General features: G+C 37.6%; 13 protein-coding genes and 1 pseudogene. 3 read left to right on the top strand and 11 right to left on the bottom strand.

Translation table 11 applies throughout. The annotated features are described in order from the left end of the window. Positions 1–89: 89 nt before the first annotated feature. From JMM81_RS17620 to metG, 3 genes and pseudogenes are all read right to left on the bottom strand, one after another. A pseudogene (locus tag JMM81_RS17620) lies at positions 90–1270 on the bottom strand (ubiquitin-like domain-containing protein). 238 nt (positions 1271–1508) lie between these two features. Beyond that, a complete protein-coding gene (locus JMM81_RS17615) occupies positions 1509–2276 on the bottom strand; it encodes a TatD family hydrolase (protein ID WP_256242874.1) in 768 nt (255 codons plus the stop codon). Positions 2277–2582: 306 nt separating this feature from the next. Next, a complete protein-coding gene (gene metG, locus JMM81_RS17610) occupies positions 2583–4550 on the bottom strand; it encodes a methionine--tRNA ligase (protein ID WP_256242873.1) in 1968 nt (655 codons plus the stop codon). 972 nt (positions 4551–5522) lie between these two features. On the opposite strand from metG, the gene JMM81_RS17605 reads away from it, so the two are divergent. After that, complete coding sequence (locus JMM81_RS17605; RefSeq protein WP_256242872.1) at positions 5523–5807, top strand: transition state genes transcriptional regulator AbrB; 285 nt, start codon at positions 5523–5525, stop codon at positions 5805–5807. Positions 5808–5850: 43 nt separating this feature from the next. Here the strand turns inward: JMM81_RS17605 and rsmI are convergent, their stop codons facing one another. From rsmI to holB, 6 genes are all read right to left on the bottom strand, one after another. After that, positions 5851–6738: a 16S rRNA (cytidine(1402)-2'-O)-methyltransferase gene (gene rsmI, locus JMM81_RS17600; RefSeq protein ID WP_256242871.1), complete on the bottom strand. Its 888-nt coding sequence runs from the start codon at positions 6736–6738 to the stop codon at positions 5851–5853. Further along, on the bottom strand, positions 6716–6997 hold the full coding sequence (locus JMM81_RS17595; RefSeq protein ID WP_256242870.1) for a GIY-YIG nuclease family protein: 282 nt from the start codon (positions 6995–6997) through the stop codon (positions 6716–6718). The genes rsmI and JMM81_RS17595 overlap by 23 nt, the downstream gene beginning before the upstream one ends. After that, on the bottom strand, positions 6987–7676 hold the full coding sequence (locus JMM81_RS17590) for a tRNA1(Val) (adenine(37)-N6)-methyltransferase (RefSeq protein WP_256242911.1): 690 nt from the start codon (positions 7674–7676) through the stop codon (positions 6987–6989). The genes JMM81_RS17595 and JMM81_RS17590 overlap by 11 nt, the downstream gene beginning before the upstream one ends. 155 nt (positions 7677–7831) lie before the next feature. After that, positions 7832–8203, bottom strand: a complete 372-nt coding sequence (yabA, locus tag JMM81_RS17585) for a DNA replication initiation control protein YabA (RefSeq protein ID WP_256242869.1) — start codon at positions 8201–8203, stop codon at positions 7832–7834. A gap of 13 nt (positions 8204–8216) precedes the next feature. Then, the gene (locus tag JMM81_RS17580) at positions 8217–9044 is read right to left on the bottom strand and encodes a PSP1 domain-containing protein (protein ID WP_256242868.1); all 828 of its coding nucleotides are present in this window, start codon (positions 9042–9044) and stop codon (positions 8217–8219) included. Then, positions 9037–10044: a DNA polymerase III subunit delta' gene (gene holB / locus JMM81_RS17575; protein ID WP_256242867.1), complete on the bottom strand. Its 1008-nt coding sequence runs from the start codon at positions 10042–10044 to the stop codon at positions 9037–9039. The genes JMM81_RS17580 and holB overlap by 8 nt, the downstream gene beginning before the upstream one ends. Positions 10045–10475: 431 nt before the next feature. Here holB and JMM81_RS17570 point away from each other — a divergent pair, with 431 nt between their 5' ends. After that, positions 10476–18755, top strand: a complete 8280-nt coding sequence (locus JMM81_RS17570) for a glycoside hydrolase family 94 protein (RefSeq protein ID WP_483862175.1) — start codon at positions 10476–10478, stop codon at positions 18753–18755. A gap of 48 nt (positions 18756–18803) precedes the next feature. On the opposite strand, the gene tmk is transcribed toward JMM81_RS17570, so the two are convergent. Both tmk and JMM81_RS17560 read right to left on the bottom strand, forming a co-directional pair. After that, positions 18804–19442 (bottom strand): dTMP kinase, encoded by a 639-nt coding sequence (gene tmk / locus JMM81_RS17565; protein ID WP_256242865.1) that lies wholly within the window; start codon positions 19440–19442, stop codon positions 18804–18806. Positions 19443–19463: 21 nt separating this feature from the next. After that, positions 19464–20906, bottom strand: a complete 1443-nt coding sequence (locus JMM81_RS17560; RefSeq protein ID WP_256242864.1) for an aminotransferase class I/II-fold pyridoxal phosphate-dependent enzyme — start codon at positions 20904–20906, stop codon at positions 19464–19466. Positions 20907–21171: 265 nt separating this feature from the next. Here JMM81_RS17560 and JMM81_RS17555 point away from each other — a divergent pair, with 265 nt between their 5' ends. Continuing rightward, positions 21172–21387: a sigma factor G inhibitor Gin gene (locus JMM81_RS17555; RefSeq protein WP_256242863.1), complete on the top strand. Its 216-nt coding sequence runs from the start codon at positions 21172–21174 to the stop codon at positions 21385–21387. Positions 21388–21424: the final 37 nt, after the last annotated feature.

Genomic DNA, 21424 nt, shown 5'->3' with positions numbered 1-21424 from the left:
TATAATTGAGAAATAAATGATTCACTTTATTATAGCTTAAAAAGGAAAAAGAAAAAAATGCAGCGGAATGGGATCCCCTGCATAGCCTATTAATTTAATACTTTGATTTTTACTGTTTTTCTTCCCCATTGGTAAGCTGTCTGCTTTGATGGGAAAAACACATCGATTTTATTGCCTTTTATGGCAGATCCTGTATCTGCGGCAACGGCATAGCCATAGCCCTCAACATAAACCTTTGTCCCAAGTGGAATCACACTAGGGTCCACTGCAATTACCTTTGAGTTTGGATTAGCATGAAGATTAATCCCAGTAGCGGTAGTTCCAGAACAACCATTGCAACTTGCCGTATAAGCAGTAGATGTGACATATATTTCTTTTCCACTTTCACTACCACGAGAAGCAACCTGTATAGGTTTGGCTTTTGCACCAACGGCTACAACTTTATCTTGTTTCTCTTTTAATTTTTTTCATTCAGTAACACCCGGGAAATCTCTTTGCCATTTTCCTTCGTTACTTCAAACTCTTTTGACATGAGTCCTTCTTGACCTCGTGTAATAACTTTCTCTGTTCCTTTTGCTAGATTCTCATCCTTTTGAGTAACTACCGCAAAGCTTATTGGTTCTTCCACTACATCGGTGACCTTTTCTACTCGAATAACGTTAACGACGCCATTCTCCGTAACAGTTTCGACTAACTCTGGTTCAACCCTGTCTAATTCTGTTAAAGTAATTTCTTGCTGCGTTAAAAAGTCAGCGACCGTAGTCGAAGTGGACCAAACTTCCTTCTTCTCTCCTCCATCAACTAATGTGAGTGGGAATGCCTTATTTACAATGATATCCATATCTTTTTCCAACATCGTATCAGGCTTCGGCTTTACTTGATCATGCTCGTTTAGGACAATATTTTGTTCCTTTAAGAAATCCTCAACTGTCTCAGCTGTCGTCCAAACAGATTCTTTCTCATTTTCTTTTGATAATTGAACCTGTTTTGCCGGCTTCCAAACAATTTTACTATTATTTGTTACCTTTGAGTCTCTCGAAGGGGACACATAGTCTTTTGATTGAAGCGATATATCTAATTCTTCAAGTACTTCTTGAATCGTTTTGGCGTGTGTTTTAGTGACCTTTTCTTCGCCATCAAGGGTGAGAGCAACTGTATTTTTCGTAGTTTCATATGTAATAAAGCCTGTTGTCGTTAATAAAACTATGAAACTTGCAATTAAAATACCCCATTTTTTGGTGTTTAAAAACTTGGAAAATAGGTTTTTCATACTTTTAATCCAAATGAAAAACGCCTCCTTTTCTCTTCGTGTGATTATATAAACTATCTTGCCGACTGTCAACTCTTCTGTCTTTCTCAAATCCATTTCCTATTATGCAAAATATTTATTAAAAAAGTAAAGAGAGACTTATCGACACAATTATCCTATGAGAAAGAGGAGACGTATAGAACCTACTAAAATCGATAATAGTAGGACAATATCCTTTTGAAATCGACAAAAGCTTTTATCAGTTTATGTCGAATATTTTTTTTGCATTTTCAGTTGTTTTCTTTGCTACTTCATCCAACGAGATCTCTTTAAGTTCAGCAATCTGTTCTGCCACCAATTTAACATAGGCTGGCTCATTTCTTTTTCCTCTGTAAGGATGAGGAGCTAAATACGGACAGTCTGTTTCTATTAACAGTTTGTCTAATGGAATTTCCTTTGCTACCTCTTTAGGCTTTTTAGCATTTTTAAATGTAACTGGACCCCCGAGCGAAATATAGAAGTTCATTTCCATGCATTCCTTAGCTATCTCTACACTTCCGCTAAAACAGTGCATAATGCCGCCAACCTCTTGAGCATCTTCTTCTTTTAAAATTGTAACAAGATCAGACGTTGCTTCACGATTATGAATAATAATAGGCAGTTTCACTTTTTTAGCAAGCCGGATTTGCTTCCTCAATACATCTTGTTGAATGTCTTTTGGTGACTTATCCCAATAGTAATCTAAACCCATTTCTCCTAGTGCCACAACTTTTGGGTGAGAGGACAATTCCTCAATCCAATCTAAATCTGCATCCGTCATATCAATAGCATCAACAGGATGCCAGCCTATACTCGCGTAAATAAAATCATATGCTTCAATAAGTTCAATCGCTTTTTGAATCGTTGGGCGATCAAATCCAACAACGACCATCCGTTCCACTTCAGCCTCAATTGCCCTCTCAATTACTTCTGATAGATCCTCTTCAAATTGATCTGCATTTAAATGAACATGTGTATCAAATAACATGAAAAGCCTCCTTTTATAACAAATATTATTTTTATGTTACATTTATTTCATTTCTATATAAATTGATATATAGAAGAAACTAGTATAAAATCGATTTATTCAAAAGCCACCTCTATTAAATAATAGGCTAAAAAAGTGTTTCCTATATGCAAAAATGCTTCACGTGTTGTTCCACGTGAAACACTTTTCGACAATATTTCCTCACCTAACCTTAAAACTTTAAAAGTATCAAGGAAGGTGGGTACGATAAAGGCAACTAGCTATCAATGGAAGATGAACACACCCCACTGATAGCATAAGTTTTCTTTATTTTACTTTCGATCCAAGTGGTAATGATTGTGGGACAGTCGCTAATGCTAATTTTCCATCTTGACTACCTGCCAAAATCATTCCTTGCGATAATTCGCCTCTTAATTTAACTGGCTTTAAGTTTGTCACACATATAACTCTTTGGCCAACTAAATCTTCTGGTTTATAGTACTGAGCAATCCCTGATACAACTTGACGTGTTTCATAACCTAAATTTAATTGCAGTTTTAATAATTTATCTGCTTTTTTAACAGGTTCAACCTCTATTACTTCTGCGACACGTAAATCTACCTTCATGAAATCATCGATTGTAATTTCTTCTGTTTCTGTTTTAGATTCTACTTTTTCTTGTTTCTTTTCTTCAGATTTAGAATCTGTTCCTTGCATTTTCTGTTTAATAAAACTCACTTCTTCTTCAAGATCAAGACGCGGGAAAATAGGATTCCCTTTCATCACCTTTGTGCCTTCATCAATTAAACCAAATTCGCCCAAACTATCCCATGTAGTCAATAGATCTTTTTCAATTCCAAGCTGAGCAAAGATTGCTTTTGGTGCTTGAGTTAAAAATGGCTGGAGCATGACCGCTATTCTACGTAGTGATTCTGCTAAATGAACCATTACATCTGCTAGTTTTTGTCGGTCTCCCTCTTCTTTTGCCAATTGCCAAGGTTGAGTCTCATCAATATACTTATTGGTACGGCTTACTAGTTGCCAAATTGCGGTTAAGGAAACGGAGAACTCCATCTTTTCCATTGCGTCTTCATACTTCTTCACTGTAGTTTTATTTATTTCAAGTAAAGATTGCTCAAATTCGCCTGTTGACCCTTTATAAGCTGGGATCGTACCCTCAAAGTATTTATTGATCATAGCAATTGTACGATTAAGTAAATTACCTAAATCATTGGCAAGATCGAAATTGATTCGATCAACAAATCCCTCTGGTGTGAATACACCATCAGCTCCAAAAGGCACTTCTCTTAATAGATAATAACGTAAAGCATCAAGACCATAGCGGTCAATTAAGGTAACTGGATCAACGACATTTCCTTTTGATTTAGACATTTTTCCATCCTTCATTAACAACCAGCCATGCGCAAATACTTTTTTCGGTAATGGTAGATCCAGTGCCATTAACATGATTGGCCAATAGATCGTATGGAAGCGTACAATCTCCTTCCCGACTAAGTGTACATCTGCTGGCCAATAATTTAAATATTTAGAGTTATCATCTGTCCCATAGCCAAGGGCTGTAATATAATTGGTTAACGCATCGATCCAAACATAAATGACATGCTTCGGATTGCTTGGAACGTTAATTCCCCAGTCAAAAGTTGTTCTTGAAACAGCTAAGTCCTCTAAACCTGGCTTAATGAAGTTATTAATCATTTCATTTTTCCGTGATTCAGGTTGGATAAATCCAGGATTTGATTCGTAAAATTCAAGCAATCGATCTGCGTATTTACTTACTTTAAAAAAGTATGATTCTTCTTTTACTTTCTCAACAGATCTACCACAGTCAGGACAATTTCCCTCTTCTGTTAATTGAAGCTCTGTAAAATACGATTCACATGGTGTACAATACCATCCTTCATATTCACCTAAGTAAATATCACCTTGTTCTAATAGCTGTTCAAATATTTGAGAGACTAATTGTTTATGACGATCTTCAGTTGTACGAATAAAATCATCATATGATATATCTAATTTCTCCCAAAGTTTTTGAATTCCTGAAACAATTTCATCCACATATTGTTGGGAAGTCACTCCCTTTTCTTGTGCTTTTTGTTGTATTTTTTGACCATGTTCATCAGTACCTGTTAAATACATGACATCATAACCACGCAAGCGCTTATACCTTGCCATCGCGTCCCCAGCAACCGTTGTATATGCATGTCCGATATGTAGATTTCCACTTGGATAATAGATAGGAGTCGTTAGATAAAAAGTTTTCTTTTTTTCTCCCATTATATATATTCCTCCTTTATATTCAGCAGTCTGCCTCTTTTACCATCTTTCATTATATCTCTTTAAAAAGAACCCGCAAAATATTTTCCAAAACAAATAAAAATTTATACTCAAAAAAAGCCCCATCCTAACGGGACAAGGACATTTCACAGCATTTTCGAGCCCTAAAACGCTCCAATATTAAGTATGAACACCGTCAATATAACCTCAATCACCATCAAAATATACCTAAAAATCAAAATTAATGCAATAAGAAATGTGCAAGCTGCTTAATAGAGGAACTTCGACTAAAAACCGCCACGTCCTGTAGCGAACGTTGACGTCAGCACATCCTATGCAAGTCCAACAAGCATAAGACGAGTCAAGGGTGAGGTTTGCCCTTTCACCTCATCATCGACTAAAGAACTATTTAGACGAAGTTAGAGGTATAGTTTTATTTATCCAATTTAGCTTCCTAGTTATAAAGTCTAATAATACAAGCGTGATATGAGACCTATTTTCGACAGTAAATGTCTAAAATAGTCGAAATAAGTCATAAAAATAAATCGTACACTAAAAAATATTCTTTACAAAAACAACAGTTATTTTTTACGAAACCTAATCAAATTCGCCCCGCCGAATTTGCGCCCGGATTTTTATCGAGCTCGCTCGATCAATTACCTTTAAAAAATCCGAGGCATCCGCCGGAGGCTTAACTTCATTCAGTCGGGGTTTGAACCCCCACTGAATCAGAGAGCTTTTTGCATTCATCCCCCACTTACAGAAGTGGAGGACTTCTGCTGAATGAAGTTAAATGTTGATATAGTTGAATATATAATATGGAAATAATTACTATTAAATACAAAAATAAATCAATTGACGTTTATTGGAAAAGTTGTTATTATAATAAACATAATAATTTTGTCGAATTATGACGAACATATAAAGATAATAGAGAGATAGATAAATATAAAAAATGGAGTGGAGAATATAATGAAATCTACAGGTATTGTTCGTAAAGTTGATGAATTAGGTCGCGTAGTTATTCCTATTGAATTAAGACGTACTCTTGGTATTGCTGAAAAGGATGCATTAGAAATTTATGTTGATGATGATCGCATTATCCTAAAAAAATACAAACCAAACATGACATGTCAAGTCACTGGTGAAGTTTCAGACGATAACTTAAAATTAGTAGGCGGTAAATTAATTTTAAGTCGTGAAGGTGCAGAACAGCTCGTAAAAGAAATTCAAGATAACTTTGATGTGGCAAAATAATAAAACAAAAAAAGCTTCTCCTTACAGGGAAGCTTTTTTTGTTTTATTCCTCTTCTTCTACCACATGATACATATGATAAATATCCCGCCGATTTACACTTCGATCTTTAGCCGTTTGCTTGATCGCTTCTTTTGTACTCAGTCCTTTTACTGCTATATAATGCTCTACATGCTCTCGGGCGGATAACTCTTCCCACCAAAGATTAGTCTCCTGGTTAGAAACTAATTCACCTTTTTCAATAATTAAACAAAACTCTCCACGGACCGTTTCTTCTGTAGCCCATTCGATTAATTCTGATGCTAGACCTCTAATAAATTCTTCATATCTTTTTGTGAGTTCTCTGCATAATGCTATTTTTCTATCTCCCATCACCTCATTGATTAAGATAAGTGTTTCTTTTAAACGATGGGGTGCTTCATAAATAATGGTTGTTGCTGGAATATTCTTTAGCTCTTCTAATTGTCTCCGTTTCTCTTTCTTTTGTCGTTCAAGAAATCCAAAGAAATAGAAGGGCTGGGTTGGAAGACCTGATGCAATTAAAGCAGTTAAAGCTGCATTAGCTCCGGGAAGAGGAACAACCGTAAGCTCTTCTTCAACCGCTGCAACAACTAATTCGAAGCCTGGGTCCGATATAGTCGGTAAACCGGCATCACTGATTAGAGCAATCTTTGCTCCTTCTTTCAACAAATGGATAATTTTCCGTCCGCTGGTCTCTTTATTATGTTCATGATAACTCATGAGAGGTGTATCAATCTCAAAATAATGACAAAGCTTCTTTGAATTTCGTGTATCTTCAGCCGCAATATAATCCGCTTCTTTTAGTATCCTTATAGCCCGAAAGCTCATATCTTCCAGGTTGCCAATTGGGGTTGGCACAAGATATAGTATTCCTTTTATTTGCTCTTGATCAAAGCTCTTCTGCTGCCACATATGTACCCTCTTTTATGAAGTATTCTTGTTTCTGTTTACGATTTAACTGCTTAAAAGCATATTCTGCCTTTAATGCCTCACCTTTAGTCGAAAATGGCTTTGAAAATACAAGTTTTACAGGACCTCTTCCTCGTGTATATTTTGCTCCTTTTCCTTCATTATGAAGCTTCAGCCTTCTCGGTATATTATTTGTATAACCCGCATAAAGACTACCATCTCTACAGGATAATACATAAAAATAATGTTCTTTATTCTCCATACAAAATCGTCCTCATCTCAGAGGTATGTTCATTATCATCCTGATACACGGTAAGCGGAGGTAGAATTTTCAAATCCGATTTCCCTCCCTTTATTGCTTCAATTAGTAAGGTATTCGCTTCCTTACCTGACTTTGGATAAACAAATTGAAGCCTCTTCGGTTCAAGTTTATATTGCCTCATTAAAGAAATGATATCAATCAAACGACCTGAACGATGCACAAAAGCCACTTTTCCCCCTTGCCTTACAAGTTGACTTGAAGCACGGATTGCATCTTCCAATGTACACAGTATTTCATGACGAGCAATCGCTAAATGTTCATTTTCATTTATTTCCTCTGATGAGGGGGTAATAAAATAAGGAGGATTACATGTGACAACATCATATTTACCAAACCCAAGCTTTTTGGGCATTTCCTTTATATCACCATGAATCATATGTAAACGATCACTCAGCCCATTCAATTCAATACTGCGAATGGCCATATCAAACAGCCTTTCCTGAATCTCTACTCCTGTAATCTGGCCTTTTGTTCGCAGGCTTAAGAATAGTGGGATCACTCCATTCCCAGTACACAGATCAAGCAAATTCCCTTTTTGAATCGGAACATAAACAAATCTCGCTAAAAGAACCGCATCAAGGGAAAAGGAAAATACAGAAGGACTTTGAATGATTCTCATTTTTTCAGCTAATAAATAATCTAGTCTTTCATCTCCTATTAACTCAACCACAATATGTCTCCTTTCATGAAATGTGGAAGCGGCTAGACTGCGCAACTGTATCTTTCATGTAGTTTTTAAAAATAGCCTTCCCAAAAATATAGGAAGGCTGACCATTATTTTTTATTCAAAAAGGATAAGCAGAAAATACAATCCCCTTCTGTTCGAGGACTACCAAACTGAAGATTACAAATATGAAAACCCTCCTGATAAAGACGAGCAAGGTTATCATACCCTTCACCTACATCAGTAATTCTAAAATCAGTAGACTGATTCTTTTTTTTATCCTTCTTATGATTCTTTTTCTGTTCTACATTTTCCGTTATTTCTTCAAGATGGCGTCTTAAATGTTCATTTTCCAGCTTCAAAGAGTTATTTTCCTCAAGGACTTCCGCTAAATGCTGTTTTAACTCACCAAGTTGCTGGTACAAATGTCCAATTTGCTCTTCCATATTACTAACTGAATCAAAGATTTCTTTTTTATCCACTGATTCCACCTCATTAGTCTGTGGATTGTACCGAAACAGCACCTTCTTTAATAATTTCATCTAGTGTATATTCTAACACACGCTCCTGCTTTGGAATCTCTACTTGAAGCAAACGTTCAAGTATGTTGATACCTACTACTTTTCCTGAACCTAAAGGAGTTTCAATCCACTGTCCAAGATCTGGTAATAATTCCTTTGCTGTTTCATATTCATCATTTTCATATTTTAAACAGCACATCAACCGTCCGCATAATCCGGAGATTTTAGTTGGATTGAGTGATAGATTTTGATCTTTTGCCATTTTAATAGAGACAGGTTCAAAATCACCTAAAAAAGTCGAGCAGCATAGCATTCTTCCACAAGGTCCTATTCCACCAAGCATCTTTGCCTCATCACGAACACCAATTTGCCGAAGTTCAATTCTTGTCCGAAAGATCGCAGCTAAATCTTTTACAAGTTCACGAAAGTCAACCCTACCATCAGCTGTAAAGTAAAAAATAATTTTATTACGATCAAATGTATATTCAACATCTACTAATTTCATATCCAATTGATGTATGGTTACTTTTTCACTACAAACATCATAAGCCTCTTTTGCAGCTACTTTATTTTCTTCAACAATCATGCGATCCTTTTGATCCGCAATTCTTAAAACCTTTTTTAAAGGAAGGACGACATCATTTTCATCTACTTGTTTTGGGGCAATGACAACTTTTCCGTACTCAATTCCCCTTGCCGTTTCGACGATAACATAGTCATTTTTTTGAATCAAGAAATCTTCGGGATCAAAATAATATATTTTACCCGCTTTTTTAAAGCGTACACCTACAACATTATACAAGTGAAGATCCCTCCTGCAATCTAAGCACAAGCTGCTCCATTAATAACTGTGGATTCATATTGGCATGCAGCTTTTTTTTCGCCTCCAATATTGCTGTCATTTGATCTGCTAAACGCCGCCCTGAAGTTTGCAAAGCATACTGCTCTAAATGCGAAATCTCACTTATATTAACAGCTTGCTCATGCTTTCCAATCTGTATATATAATAAATCCTTAAAAATAAGAAGTAAAAGATCTAGTCCACGATCCAATTGTTCTTTATCTTTAAAATGCAAGAACCATTCTTCTTGAAGATATACTAATGCTTCAAGAGAATCTTTCTTAAGCACTTCATATAATTTTACCACTATTTTTTGTGCTTGTGCAAACCAATCGTCATTGTTTAACGCTAACGCTTCATCTAAATTATTGGTAAGTTGAGCAATAATAGGTGCTTTTTGAGGCGGTATCCCCATTTCTACAAGCTTACGAACTAAGTGTTCACTTGATAACGGTTTAAACGACAATGATTGACAACGAGAAAGAATAGTCGGCAATATTCTCTGTGTCTGCTCCGTAATGAGAATCGCATAGGTTTGTTGAAAAGGCTCTTCTAAAAATTTAAGCAGGCTATTAGCTGCATTAACAGTCATCCGGTCAGCATGAATAATCATATATAACTTTTGGTTTGATTCTACACCCGTTTTGGAAAATTCTTCTTGTAACATTTGGATTTGATGCTTTTTAATGGATTGCCCGTCAGGTTCAACTAGATGAATATCAGGGTGATTTCCATGATCAATCCTCTTGCAGTTGTTGCATTTCTCACAAGGGATAAAATGGTCTTTTCTAGACAGGCAAAATAAACTTTTTGCTAGTAATGTTCCTGTCTCCCGTTTTCCGGTTCCCCTCATTCCTTCAAATAGATAAGCGTGAGCAAGTCTTTCCTTTTTTATACTATTTTCCAGCATTCTTGACACAACAGGTTGTATCTCTTCAAGCTCTTTCCATGTTTTTGCCAAAGCTATCACTCACTTACCTCTATAAATTAATAAATAGTCCTTTTACTTTACCAATTTTATTTTGAATATGAGTGGAATAAATTTCATATATCCACTGCTCCTTTATTGCCACTATTGGTAAAGTTATTCTATTTAGAAGAAATAACATTTTTATTATAACAGTTATCTTGTTAACAAACATAGCTTATCGATATGATTCTAATTCGACTTCCCCATGAAACAATAATTTTTAATAAAGCTAGCCTGATATTCTTTATTATTAGCATCTTTTTAATAAAAAAATACCGTACGACTCCTAATGAAAACAGACCATTCTCTAGCCTATTTTCTATCTTAAAGTGACAATTTCCTTAGCGGGATCCTTTATTAACTAAACCTTTTATGCATATTCCCCAACCAATTTGGGAAGATTTTAGTAGTACGATTATTTTATGAAATGCTATTTTTGGAGGGGAATCAATGTGGTATTAAATATAGAACGGCTTAGGGAAGAGGCACATAAATCAGCATTGAATCATGACCCTTTCATTAGCCGAAAGCCAGTAAGGCGTTTTTGGAGGGTCAGTAAATCAGACATCCAGAATTTGCGTATATTTATAGAAGAACTACGCGAAAAACGCTCCTCGTGTTCGCAACCAGCGGAAGAATGGTTGCTAGATAATGCTGAATTCTTAGAGGAACAAGCCCTTGTTATCAAACAAGAGCTATCCAAAAAATTAATAAATATCTTGCCACACCTAAAAAAAACAGGTGAGCCTAGAATTTTCTCTATCTGTACAGATTACATGAAATATGCTGACGGTAATTTGAATATGGACTCCTTCATTTCATATGTTCGTTCTTATCAAGAAGTATCCGTTTTAACTATTGCTGAAGTATGGGCACTCCCAATGATCATGCGGATTTCTTTATTTCATCATCTGGCTGGAATTATGAATACATTAAGGGAACGCCATAAAATCTGCACATTGGTTGAGGAGTTACTCTCGAGTATCCAAACAGCGGAAATAACACCTGAAAAGCTTAATCAATCGTTAGAAGAGGCTGGACATGAAATGCCTCTCTCCGGTCCGATGATTGTTCATTTAGTAACACATCTTCGAGAACGTGCCGACTATACGGCAACCGTTGGTGAGTGGCTCATATGCAAATTGGAGAACGGCCCAGAGAGTTTAGATCAAATATTGTCTTACGAATATCAACTTCAAGCTACTTATGGATTGTCTACAGGCAATGTCATCGGAAGCTTACGCAAGCTTTCTCGTTTAGATTGGCATGAACCGTTCGAACAGATCAGCCTTGTGGAACAAACGTTACGCGCGGAAGTTTCAGGTTTATATGCTCTATTAGATTCCTCTAGTCGGAGCACACTTCTGAAAAGGATAGAGCGGCTTAGCCAACGCTTAAATCTTCCAGAAAACCTTGTTGCTACAGAGGCGGTGAAGCTTGCAGATGAGTATGTCAAAGATAGCCCTGAGGAACAATTTCCTCGTCAAGCATCTGTTTCTTATTATTTGTTAGAGCCAGATGGCGTGGAGGCCTTACGACAAGGACTGAAGAAATGTGGGAAACCGAGAATACTACCAGAAACAGGTTTATTACGTCGTCCTACAGGAACCTATTTTAACATGTTAGCCGGATTTTTCACCGTCTCACTAATTGGTTTTTCCATATTGATTGGATGGAATGAATTTTTGACGCCTCTTGAATGGGTGTTTATGATCACCATTCTTTCATTTCCTGCGATGGAGTGGTCGGTTTCAGCGACACATTGGTTCATTGAACGAATAAAACATCCTGTTCCACTGTTAAAATACGATTTTTCCAAGGAAATACCATCTGAAGCCACGACAATGGTTGTCATTCCTATTATCTGGTCGACCGTGGAGGAAGTGGAGGAATTAACCGAACGGCTTGAATTGCATTATTTGGCAAACAGGGAAGCTAATCTTTACTTTGCCCTTTTGGGTGACTTTAAGGATGCAGAAACAGAGAATCTCAAACAGGATGAAACAATTATAAAGACTGCAAAAGAAGCAATTAACCGATTAAATCGCACCTATCAGAATCATTCATTCTATTTGTTTCAGCGAAAAAGACGATGGAATCCATCTGAAGGTACTTGGATGGGTTGGGAGAGAAAACGAGGCAAGCTAGTAGAGTTTGTTGAACTGTTAAAGGGAAAAAAGGATACGAGTTTCAATGTGATAGAAGGCGATGTGTCATCTCTAGATCAGATTCGTTATATTATTACCCTTGATTCTGATACGCAGCTTCCATTAGAGAGTGCACACAGAATGATTGGAACCATGCATTTGCCTTTCAATCGACCAAGACTAAACGAAAAGCAGACCAGAGTAGTAGAAGGCTATGGTGTACTTCAACCTAAAATCGGAATGAGTCATGAATCGACTATGAGGTCCCGCTTAGCAAACTTATGGTCCTCCGATCCCGGAATCGATCCATACGCCTTTGCTGTTTCCGATGTTTATCAAGATGGACTCGGGCAGGGTATTTTTACTGGAAAAGGAATATTTGATGTAGATACCTTTTATCAAGTGTTGTGTGAGCGGATTCCAGAAAATCGAGTATTGAGCCATGATTTACTAGAGGGGGGATTTCTACGTACAGGATTAATTTCTGATATTGAATTAATAGATGTTCATCCATCCCGGTTTAGTGCATATCAAAAAAGGCTACATCGTTGGGTTCGCGGGGATTGGCAACTATTATTGTGGCTATTACCCAAAGCCTATAATCGAAGAGGAGACCTACTACCAATAGATTTATCTCTATTGACACGCTGGCAGATTGTAGACAACCTCCGCCGTAGTTTACTCTCACCAATTCTTTTTCTTATACTTTTATTCGCTTTAACGATACTTCCTAGTTCTCCCTTACGCTGGATTGCTATCGTTTTGGCCACATTATTTTTACCCGTACTTCGTCAATTGGCTACGCTTCAAGCCGTCTATAAGCACACGCGAAGTATATTATACACAACAGGACAGGTATTCGTTACCATTATCACACTCCCCTTTCAGAGTGTCTTATTATTGGATGCTATTATCAGGACCCTATATCGATTATTTATCTCTAAACGTCGATTACTTGAATGGGTTGCCTCAGCTGAAGAGGATCGTAACAATGAACAAAGCGAGTCTCCTCCTCTCTTAGGTATATATGGAGGTTATGTTCTTGTCTTTCTATTTTTGGCTGCAACATTCTTAAGTGATAATAGGATCATACAGATTATTGGCTTTATACTTATTGGTATATGGGTTTGTGCTCCTTTTGTTATACAGTGGCTAAACAAACCATCCAGACAGGAGAGTGTATCCTTTTCTAGCGAGGAAACGGAGGAGTTACGTAACCTTTCCCAACAAGTTTGGTCTTTTTATGAAGATTATGTAACAGAAAAGGAAAATTGGTTACCGCCAGATAATGTACAAATGGATCCACCGAACGGTATAGCACATCGTACTTCGCCTACCAACATCGGATTGTATCTTTCCTGTACACTGGCAGCTCGGGATTTCGGATTTATTGATACGCCTGGGTTGATTGAACGGTTAGAACGTACAGTAGATACCATTGAAAAGTTGGAAAAGTGGGAAGGACATCTTTACAACTGGTATGACACGACAACATTAAAGCCCTTATCTCCCAAGTACGTATCTACAGTTGATTCAGGTAACTTAGTTGGTTGTTTTATAACCGTGGAAGAGGGTTTAACAGAGTGGCTTAGATCCTACAATCAAATAGACAAACAGTCTGGTCATGTTTATCAAGACCCATCACTTCATATTGCTTTTTCGGAAGAACTTACACCTGGAATCTCTGAAAGTCTCCAACAGACTCATAAGAAGAGTTGGTCGGACCGTGCTAATCGTCTTCTTGATCGTATTGAAAAGTTAACTCAAGGGACAGATTTCCGACCGTTATATGACCATAAAGCAAAGTTATTTTCATTAGGCTATCATGCCGAACGCTTTGAACGTGATGAGGTCCTTTATGATCTGATGGCTTCTGAGGCAAGGCAGGCAAGCTTTATTGCGATAGCACTTGGGCAAATATCTGTATCCCATTGGCACGCACTTGGACGAACAATGACAAAGGCAGGAAAACGTCCTATATTACTGTCTTGGTCAGGTACCATGTTTGAGTACTTAATGCCATGGTTGTTTATGCGTACATACCGGAATACGTTATGGGAAAGCACCTATAAGGGAGTCGTCGAACGTCAAATTGAATACGCACGACAACGAGGGGTTCCGTTCGGTATCTCTGAGTCTGGTTACCATGCTTTTGATTATCAGATGAATTACCAGTATAGAGCGTTTGGAGTACCAGGACTTGGTTTCAAGAGAGGACTTGAACAAGATCTGGTCGTTGCACCTTATGCAACCATACTAGCATTACCTTTCGCTAAACATAAGTCACTTGATTCCTTAAAAAGAATGGAACAATTGAATGGTCGTGGCAAGTATGGGTTTTATGAGGCCCTGGATTTCACTCCAGAACGGTTACCTAAAGGAAGTCAACATAAAGTCATTCAAAGTTTTATGGCGCATCATCAAGGGATGAGCATGCTTACGATTAGTAACCTTCTTCTGCCAAAAACAATGTATGAACGATTCCATCGTAACAAACAAGTGCGTTCTGCAGAGTTGCTTCTGCAAGAGAGAATTCCAAAAAGGCCTAAATTAATTAAACATCCTGCCATGCAACGTGAACATGATCCATTTACAAAAGTGGTACAAGATGTCACAACACTAAGGGAGTATACATCTCCAGACACAACCGTTCCAGAGGTTAGTGTTCTTTCTAATGGTGCATTTACAACAGTAGTATCAAACACAGGCAGCGGGTTAAGTAAGTACAAAGGCTTGTCTATCACAAGATGGAGAGAAGATCCTGTCATGGATCCGTGGGGTAGCTATGTATATATTAGGGATATAACAAAAGATAAACTGTGGTCCCCATCATACAATCCTTGCCAAGTGGAATCATCGGATCAACGTGTACAATTTGGGTTAGACAGAGCCACTTTTATGCGCAGTGATGAAGATGTGAAAACAAGTATGGAGATTTGCGTTTCACCCGAATGGGATGCGGAAGTTCGTCGAATATCTTTGACAAACACAGGTCAAGAAAAGAAGGTTTTAGAAGTTACGACCTTTGTTGAATTGGCTTTGGCTAATCCTATTGCTGATGATGCACATACAGCTTTTAGTAAACTTTTTATTCGTACAGCCTTTGATACTAAATCAGGATGTCTTGTAGCTGGGAGAAGACCTCGCGAACAGAAGGACCATACACTATGGTCGGCCCATTCTCTTATGGTAGATGGCAATACACTCGGATCCATCGAGTACGAAACCGATCGGTCTAGCTTTATTGGTCGTGGACATCAACTTTCAGAACCACAAGGAATCCGTACTCGCTTACGTGGAAAAGTAGGATCAGTAGCAGATCCAGCCTTTGTGATGAGACGACGCATCAGTATTAAGCCAGGTGAACAAATCCAATTAGTAGCGATTACCTCAGTTAGTGAGACAAAGGAAGAAGCCATTGATATTGTTCGCAGATTTGAACCTGATCAAGCAGTTGAACGAACCTTTCAAATGGCATGGAACCGAGGACAGATTGAATTACGAAATTTACATTTAACAAGTCGTGAAGCAAATGACTTTCAATCATTAGCTGGTCATATATTGTATCGTCCTCCCCTTCGGAAAGATCAAGAAAATAGTATTTTAATGAATACAAAAGGGCAGTCAGGTCTTTGGTCATTTGGCATATCAGGAGATCGTCCGATTATACTTGTACGTATAGAAGATCAAAACAATATGCCGTTTATTATCAAGATGTTGACAGGTCATGAATACTTACGCCGACTTGGTATTGCATTCGAACTTGTCATTCTGAATGAGTCTGCAGGAGGATATCATCAGAATTTGCAGGAAGCGCTTCAAAGAGCAGCTGAACATGGTGTTGACCGATTTGGCGAAGGCCTATCCGGTGTATATGCCATTGCTACCAACCAGTTGAATCAAGAGGATACGAACTTATTGCTGGCTGTTGCTCGTGTCATATTACGTGCAGGCGGAGCAAGTATAGCGGCTCAAATACGATTGCCTAAGATTAATAAAATTCAGGATACATTCCCAGAAAAGTTGATTCCGAGCACTTCTCAGAAAAAATATCCTGTATCTGGGCTACAAAAACAGTTGGAGGCTACGAAGGAATGGTTATTTTTCAACGGTTGGGGTGGATTTTCTCCTGATGGAAAAGAATATCGAATCTTAATGAACAATGGAAATCATCTACCGGCTCCATGGATTAATGTCCTTGCCAACCCTAAATTCGGTTGTCTTATATCTGAGATGGGTACAGGCTACACGTGGTGGAAAAATAGCCGTGAATTAAAATTGACGCCGTGGTCTAACGATCCTGTGCTCGATCCACCCACTGAAACTGCCTATGTGAGAGATGAGGCCAGCGGTGAGGTGTGGTCTCTTACTCCATCTCCAGCTCATTCATCTGCACCATATACGGTAACGCATGGCCGAGGATTTACTCGTTTTGATCACGAAAGGAACGGAATCAAACAGGAAATGACTGTTTATGTTCCACTGAATGATCCGGTAAAAATTATAAGAGTAAAATTACAAAACGATACATCTGAGAAAAGAGAAATTTCTTTAACCTATTATGCAGAATGGGTATTAGGTGTACAGAGACAAAACAATGCACCCCATATCGTGACAGAGTGGAACGATTCAGCAAATGTGATGATAGCGCAAAACACGTATCAGGAGACTTTCCGAGATGCAACTGCCTTTTTGGGGATTTATCCTCAACTGTCACCATCCGATGAAAAGTCAGAGATTTCTCAAGAACTATCGTGGACAGCAGACCGTAATGAATTTATCGGCCGAAATGGCAGTATTGAGCATCCAGCTGCTATGGATCGTGTACATCTATCCTATCGGACAGGCACGTTCTCCGAAACTTGTGGTGCTATTCAGAGTAAGCTTACTCTAAATCGTGAGAGCGAACAGGTTATTTATATTCTACTTGGCTGTGAGGAATCGACTGAGACTGTCTTAAGTTTAGTGAAGAACTATAGCCAACCTTCTGTTTGTGAAGAAGCTTTGAAAGAGGTAGCCAATTTTTGGGATCACCATTTAGATCAGATTCATGTTTCAACCCCATCGCAGGAAATGGATATTCTCTTGAACGGCTGGTTATTATATCAGTCTCTTGCCTGTCGAATGTGGGCTAGATCTGCTTTTTATCAAGCAGGAGGGGCCTACGGTTTTCGTGATCAATTACAGGATTCGCTGGCATTGCTACACACGATGCCGGAAATGGCAAGAAAGCAAATTCTATTACACGCATCCCATCAATATGAAGAAGGTGATGTACAACACTGGTGGCATGAAGAGACAGAACGAGGTATACGGACCTTATTCTCAGATGATTTACTGTGGTTGCCTTATAATACTTCACGGTATATTGAACAGACAGCTGATCAAAGTATTTTGAAAGAAGTAGCACCATTTCTTTATAGTGAACCACTTGGTGAGGGTGAACACGAACGTTATGAGCCTACACAACGCTCTTCACAAACCGGTACCATTTACGAGCATTGCTTGCGAGCAATTGATCGAGCACTACAACGTATAGGTGAACATGGATTGCCTCTAATGGGTGTGGGTGATTGGAATGATGGGATGAATCTTGTCGGTGCCAAAGGCCGCGGTGAAAGCATATGGCTTGGATGGTTTATTTGCGATGTGTTACAACGTTTCATGGATATTTGTCAAAAACATGGTGATATTGAAAAGAAAAAAGCTTATCAGAAAGCTTACGATCAATTAGTCATTTCGCTTAATAAGTATGGTTGGGATGGTCAATGGTATCGCCGTGCCTTTACAGATACAGGAAACTGGTTAGGTTCTATTGAAAATGAGGAATGTCGCATAGACGCTATTGCCCAAGCATGGTCTGTTATCTCTGGGGCGGCTCCAAAGGATCGTGCTATTCAAGCGATGAAATCATTCGATCGAGAACTAGTGGATCGAGACCTTTCCATCATTCGTCTGTTAACCCCTGCTTTTGATAAAACGGATCCAAGTCCTGGATATATTCAAGGATACCCACCAGGAATTAGAGAAAATGGGGCTCAATATACGCATGGTGTTATTTGGGGGATTGTTGCTTTTTCTCAGCTTGGACAAGGCGAGAAAGCACTAGAGTTGTTCAACATGCTAAATCCGATCAATCATACTCGTACAGATCATGAAGTACGGAAGTATGTAGGAGAACCTTACGTTATGGCAGCAGATGTTTATACAGCGGTACCTAACGAGGGGCACGCAGGATGGACATGGTATACAGGTGCTGCAAGCTGGATGTATCAGGCTGGAATTGAGTGGATTCTTGGGATCAAGCGTCGTGGAGAACGACTTTATATCGACCCTCGTATTCCTAGTGATTGGCCTGGCTTTACAGCTACTTATCGCTTTGGTAAAACATGTTATATAATCAATGTTAAAAATGAAACAGATAGATCTAATAAAGAACTCTACTTGAAATTAGATGACCATGAAATCCCATCTTCGGATAATTTCAAAAAGGAAGGCCCCTATATTGAATTATCTGACGATGGACAAGATCATCATGTAGAACTAAAACTATAGCCAATAAAAAAGCGTCTCCATTCTGAGCAGGATGGAGACGCCTTTTTCTTATCCATTTTGTTGAATGATGTTTATCATACTAGTCGCTACTGATTCAAATACATTTTGCACTGGTTGCGACGCATCTATTTCAATAATACGATCACAGTATTTCTTAGTTAATATCCGATATCCTTCACGCACTTTGCGATGAAATTCAAGGCTTTCTAAGTCGAGTCGATTAATTTCTCTTCCTTTATTTTTATTTATTCTTTCTAGTCCCTTTTCTGGATTGATATCAAAATAAAAAGTAGCCACTGGCATCTTATTTTCAATTGCAAATTTATTAATTGAGTACACTTCTTCAATCCCTAATCCTCGAGCAAAGCCTTGATAAGCAAGTGAACTATCAATAAATCGATCGCATAACACGATATAACCTTTCTCTAAAGCAGGTACAACTTTTTCAACTAAATGCTGTCTACGAGCGGCCGCATACAGTAAGGCTTCTGTTCTTGCATCCATTGCCGTATTATTTTTATCTAAAATCACACCTCTGATTTGCTCAGAAATGTCAATTCCACCTGGTTCTCTTGTACTAATAATGGGGTATCCTTCTGATTGGAACTTTTCCATAAGCATTTCGATAATAGTTGTTTTACCGGCCCCTTCAGGCCCTTCAATTGTAATAAATATTCCTTTTTTCACGATGAACCTCCAACTTTTTAACTACTTTTCATTAGTGAATATATGTAATTGACTCTGATAAACATGCTTACTACCTTGAAATTTTGCACCTAGTTCCACTAAGTATTTAATTTGTTCAATAATAGATAATGTAATACGTTCCCCGGGAAATAATAAAGGTATACCTGGAGGATAAGGAATAATGGTTTCAGCTGCAACTTCTCCAAGTGCATCGGTTAGAGAAACCTTTCTTATCTTCGATTGTTTCATTTCCTCATGGCTAATAGCTAATGTCGAAATCGTCGGCTTGTAGTCTCCTATTTTTACCATCTTTTTTTTATGCTTTACATTTTTTAATGAACGATCTATTCCCTCTATTATTTGATTAAAAGGAAAATCACGCTTGTCCTTTAATAAAGGTAGTATAAGTAAAACGTTGTAAGGATCAGCTAACTCTGTGAATATCCCTTGCTTTTCAAAGGCAGCCTGCATTTGGAATCCACTAAAAATAGTAGTTGTCTGTAATGTGACTTTTAATAAATCACCTTTATTCTCATAGCCTAATATTTTTATACTATCTAGTTCCATTAGCTTTTCTTTAAAATGCTGGATTTGATCTGCAAGATAAACATGATCTTCATCTGTATAATAGGCTAAATAACTTCTAGCAAGATCAAGTGAAGCCATAATCGGATAAGAGGGACTACTCGATTGCAAAATGCGAAGATATTTTTCTACAGACTTAACAGGAATTAGTTTGCTATTAAAATGAAGAAAAGATCCCATTGTCATTGCTGGCAATGTTTTATGAGCAGACTGCACGACAATATCGGCACCTAGCTGCAAGGCTGACTTGGGGAAACAACCCCCACTAATAAAGTGAGCGCCGTGTGCCTCATCGACAAGTACAGGAATACATCTTGCATGCGCTAATCTAATAATCTTTTCTAATTCACTTTCATTTGCTATTCCATAATAGTTTGGATACGTCAGTATAATGGCTTTTACATTTGAATATCTATTAAGTGCTTCTTGAATAATCCCTGTAGATACTCCCCCTGTTACACCCCACTCACTATGGAAAACAGGATCAAGAAAAACGGCTTTTGCCTGGGTTAGTTCAATGCCATTTAACACAGATTTATGACAATTACGTTGTACAAGAACAACATCATTTTCTTTTAATGTGGCCATCATCATTGCTAAATTGCCAACTGTCGTACCGTTCACAAGAAAGAAACTTCTTTCAACACTATATAATTGTGAAAGGAGATTCTCTGCTTCTAATATAACACCTTCTGGAGAGTGAAGATCGTCTAAGCCAGTTAGCTCAGTTGTATCTAATTTTAGAAACTCTCGAAAATAAGCATGTTTTTGTTCATTAAATACTATTCCATATTTATGCCCAGGAACATGAAGAGAAATGGGTTCTTTTGCAGTATGTAAAACAAGTTGATCATATAAAGGTGTTCTTGATTGATTCATTTTTCACCGTACCTCAACTTTAAAAATGGTTAAACATGTAGATTAGAGAGCTACTTATAAGAAGAACTCTTATTTCCTCATTTATTGTATCAAACAGCGTATAACATCAACAGTAAAACTTGAATCTGTCGATTCTTATATAAAAGAATTTAATAAGACATACAAACATTTGTAATGGTCTACATACAATATTAATCAAGTAATCTATATGATCGAATTTTTCAAATATTGTATACAGTAATTCAATATTGGGCAAAATAGGGATATGGAGGTGAACAAATTGGACTCATTAACAGAAGAACAAAGAGGAGAGCAATGTGTCGTTTGTGAGGAAAACAAATTGAAGGGGATACATTTATATACATCGTTTATTTGCAGTGATTGTGAAAGAGATATGATTGTTACTGATACACATGATCCTAAGTACAAGTATTATTTACAAAAATTAAAAAAGATTACAACACCGGAAATTTTTTCTTAATGAAAAAAAGAGCACCTCATTCAGATGCTCTTTTTTT

This window comes from Bacillus sp. V3B (assembly GCF_024494465.1).
Classification (GTDB): Bacteria; Bacillota; Bacilli; order Bacillales; family Cytobacillaceae; genus Bacillus_BD.
Note: the sequence above shows the minus strand (reverse complement) of the source record. Positions and strands in the feature narration are given on the sequence as shown.

Bases quoted from the DNA above. Each gene is read 5' to 3' on its own strand.
- JMM81_RS17615 (WP_256242874.1), bottom strand. From the start codon at position 2,276: ATGTTATTTGATACACATGTTCATTTAAATGCAGATCAATTTGAAGAG.
- metG (WP_256242873.1), bottom strand. From the start codon at position 4,550: ATGGGAGAAAAAAAGAAAACTTTTTATCTAACGACTCCTATCTATTAT.
- JMM81_RS17605 (WP_256242872.1), top strand. From the start codon at position 5,523: ATGAAATCTACAGGTATTGTTCGTAAAGTTGATGAATTAGGTCGCGTA.
- rsmI (WP_256242871.1), bottom strand. From the start codon at position 6,738: ATGTGGCAGCAGAAGAGCTTTGATCAAGAGCAAATAAAAGGAATACTA.
- JMM81_RS17595 (WP_256242870.1), bottom strand. From the start codon at position 6,997: ATGGAGAATAAAGAACATTATTTTTATGTATTATCCTGTAGAGATGGT.
- JMM81_RS17590 (WP_256242911.1), bottom strand. From the start codon at position 7,676: ATGAGAATCATTCAAAGTCCTTCTGTATTTTCCTTTTCCCTTGATGCG.
- JMM81_RS17570 (WP_483862175.1), top strand. From the start codon at position 10,476: ATGAAATGCTATTTTTGGAGGGGAATCAATGTGGTATTAAATATAGAA.
- JMM81_RS17560 (WP_256242864.1), bottom strand. From the start codon at position 20,906: ATGAATCAATCAAGAACACCTTTATATGATCAACTTGTTTTACATACT.
- JMM81_RS17555 (WP_256242863.1), top strand. From the start codon at position 21,172: ATGGAGGTGAACAAATTGGACTCATTAACAGAAGAACAAAGAGGAGAG.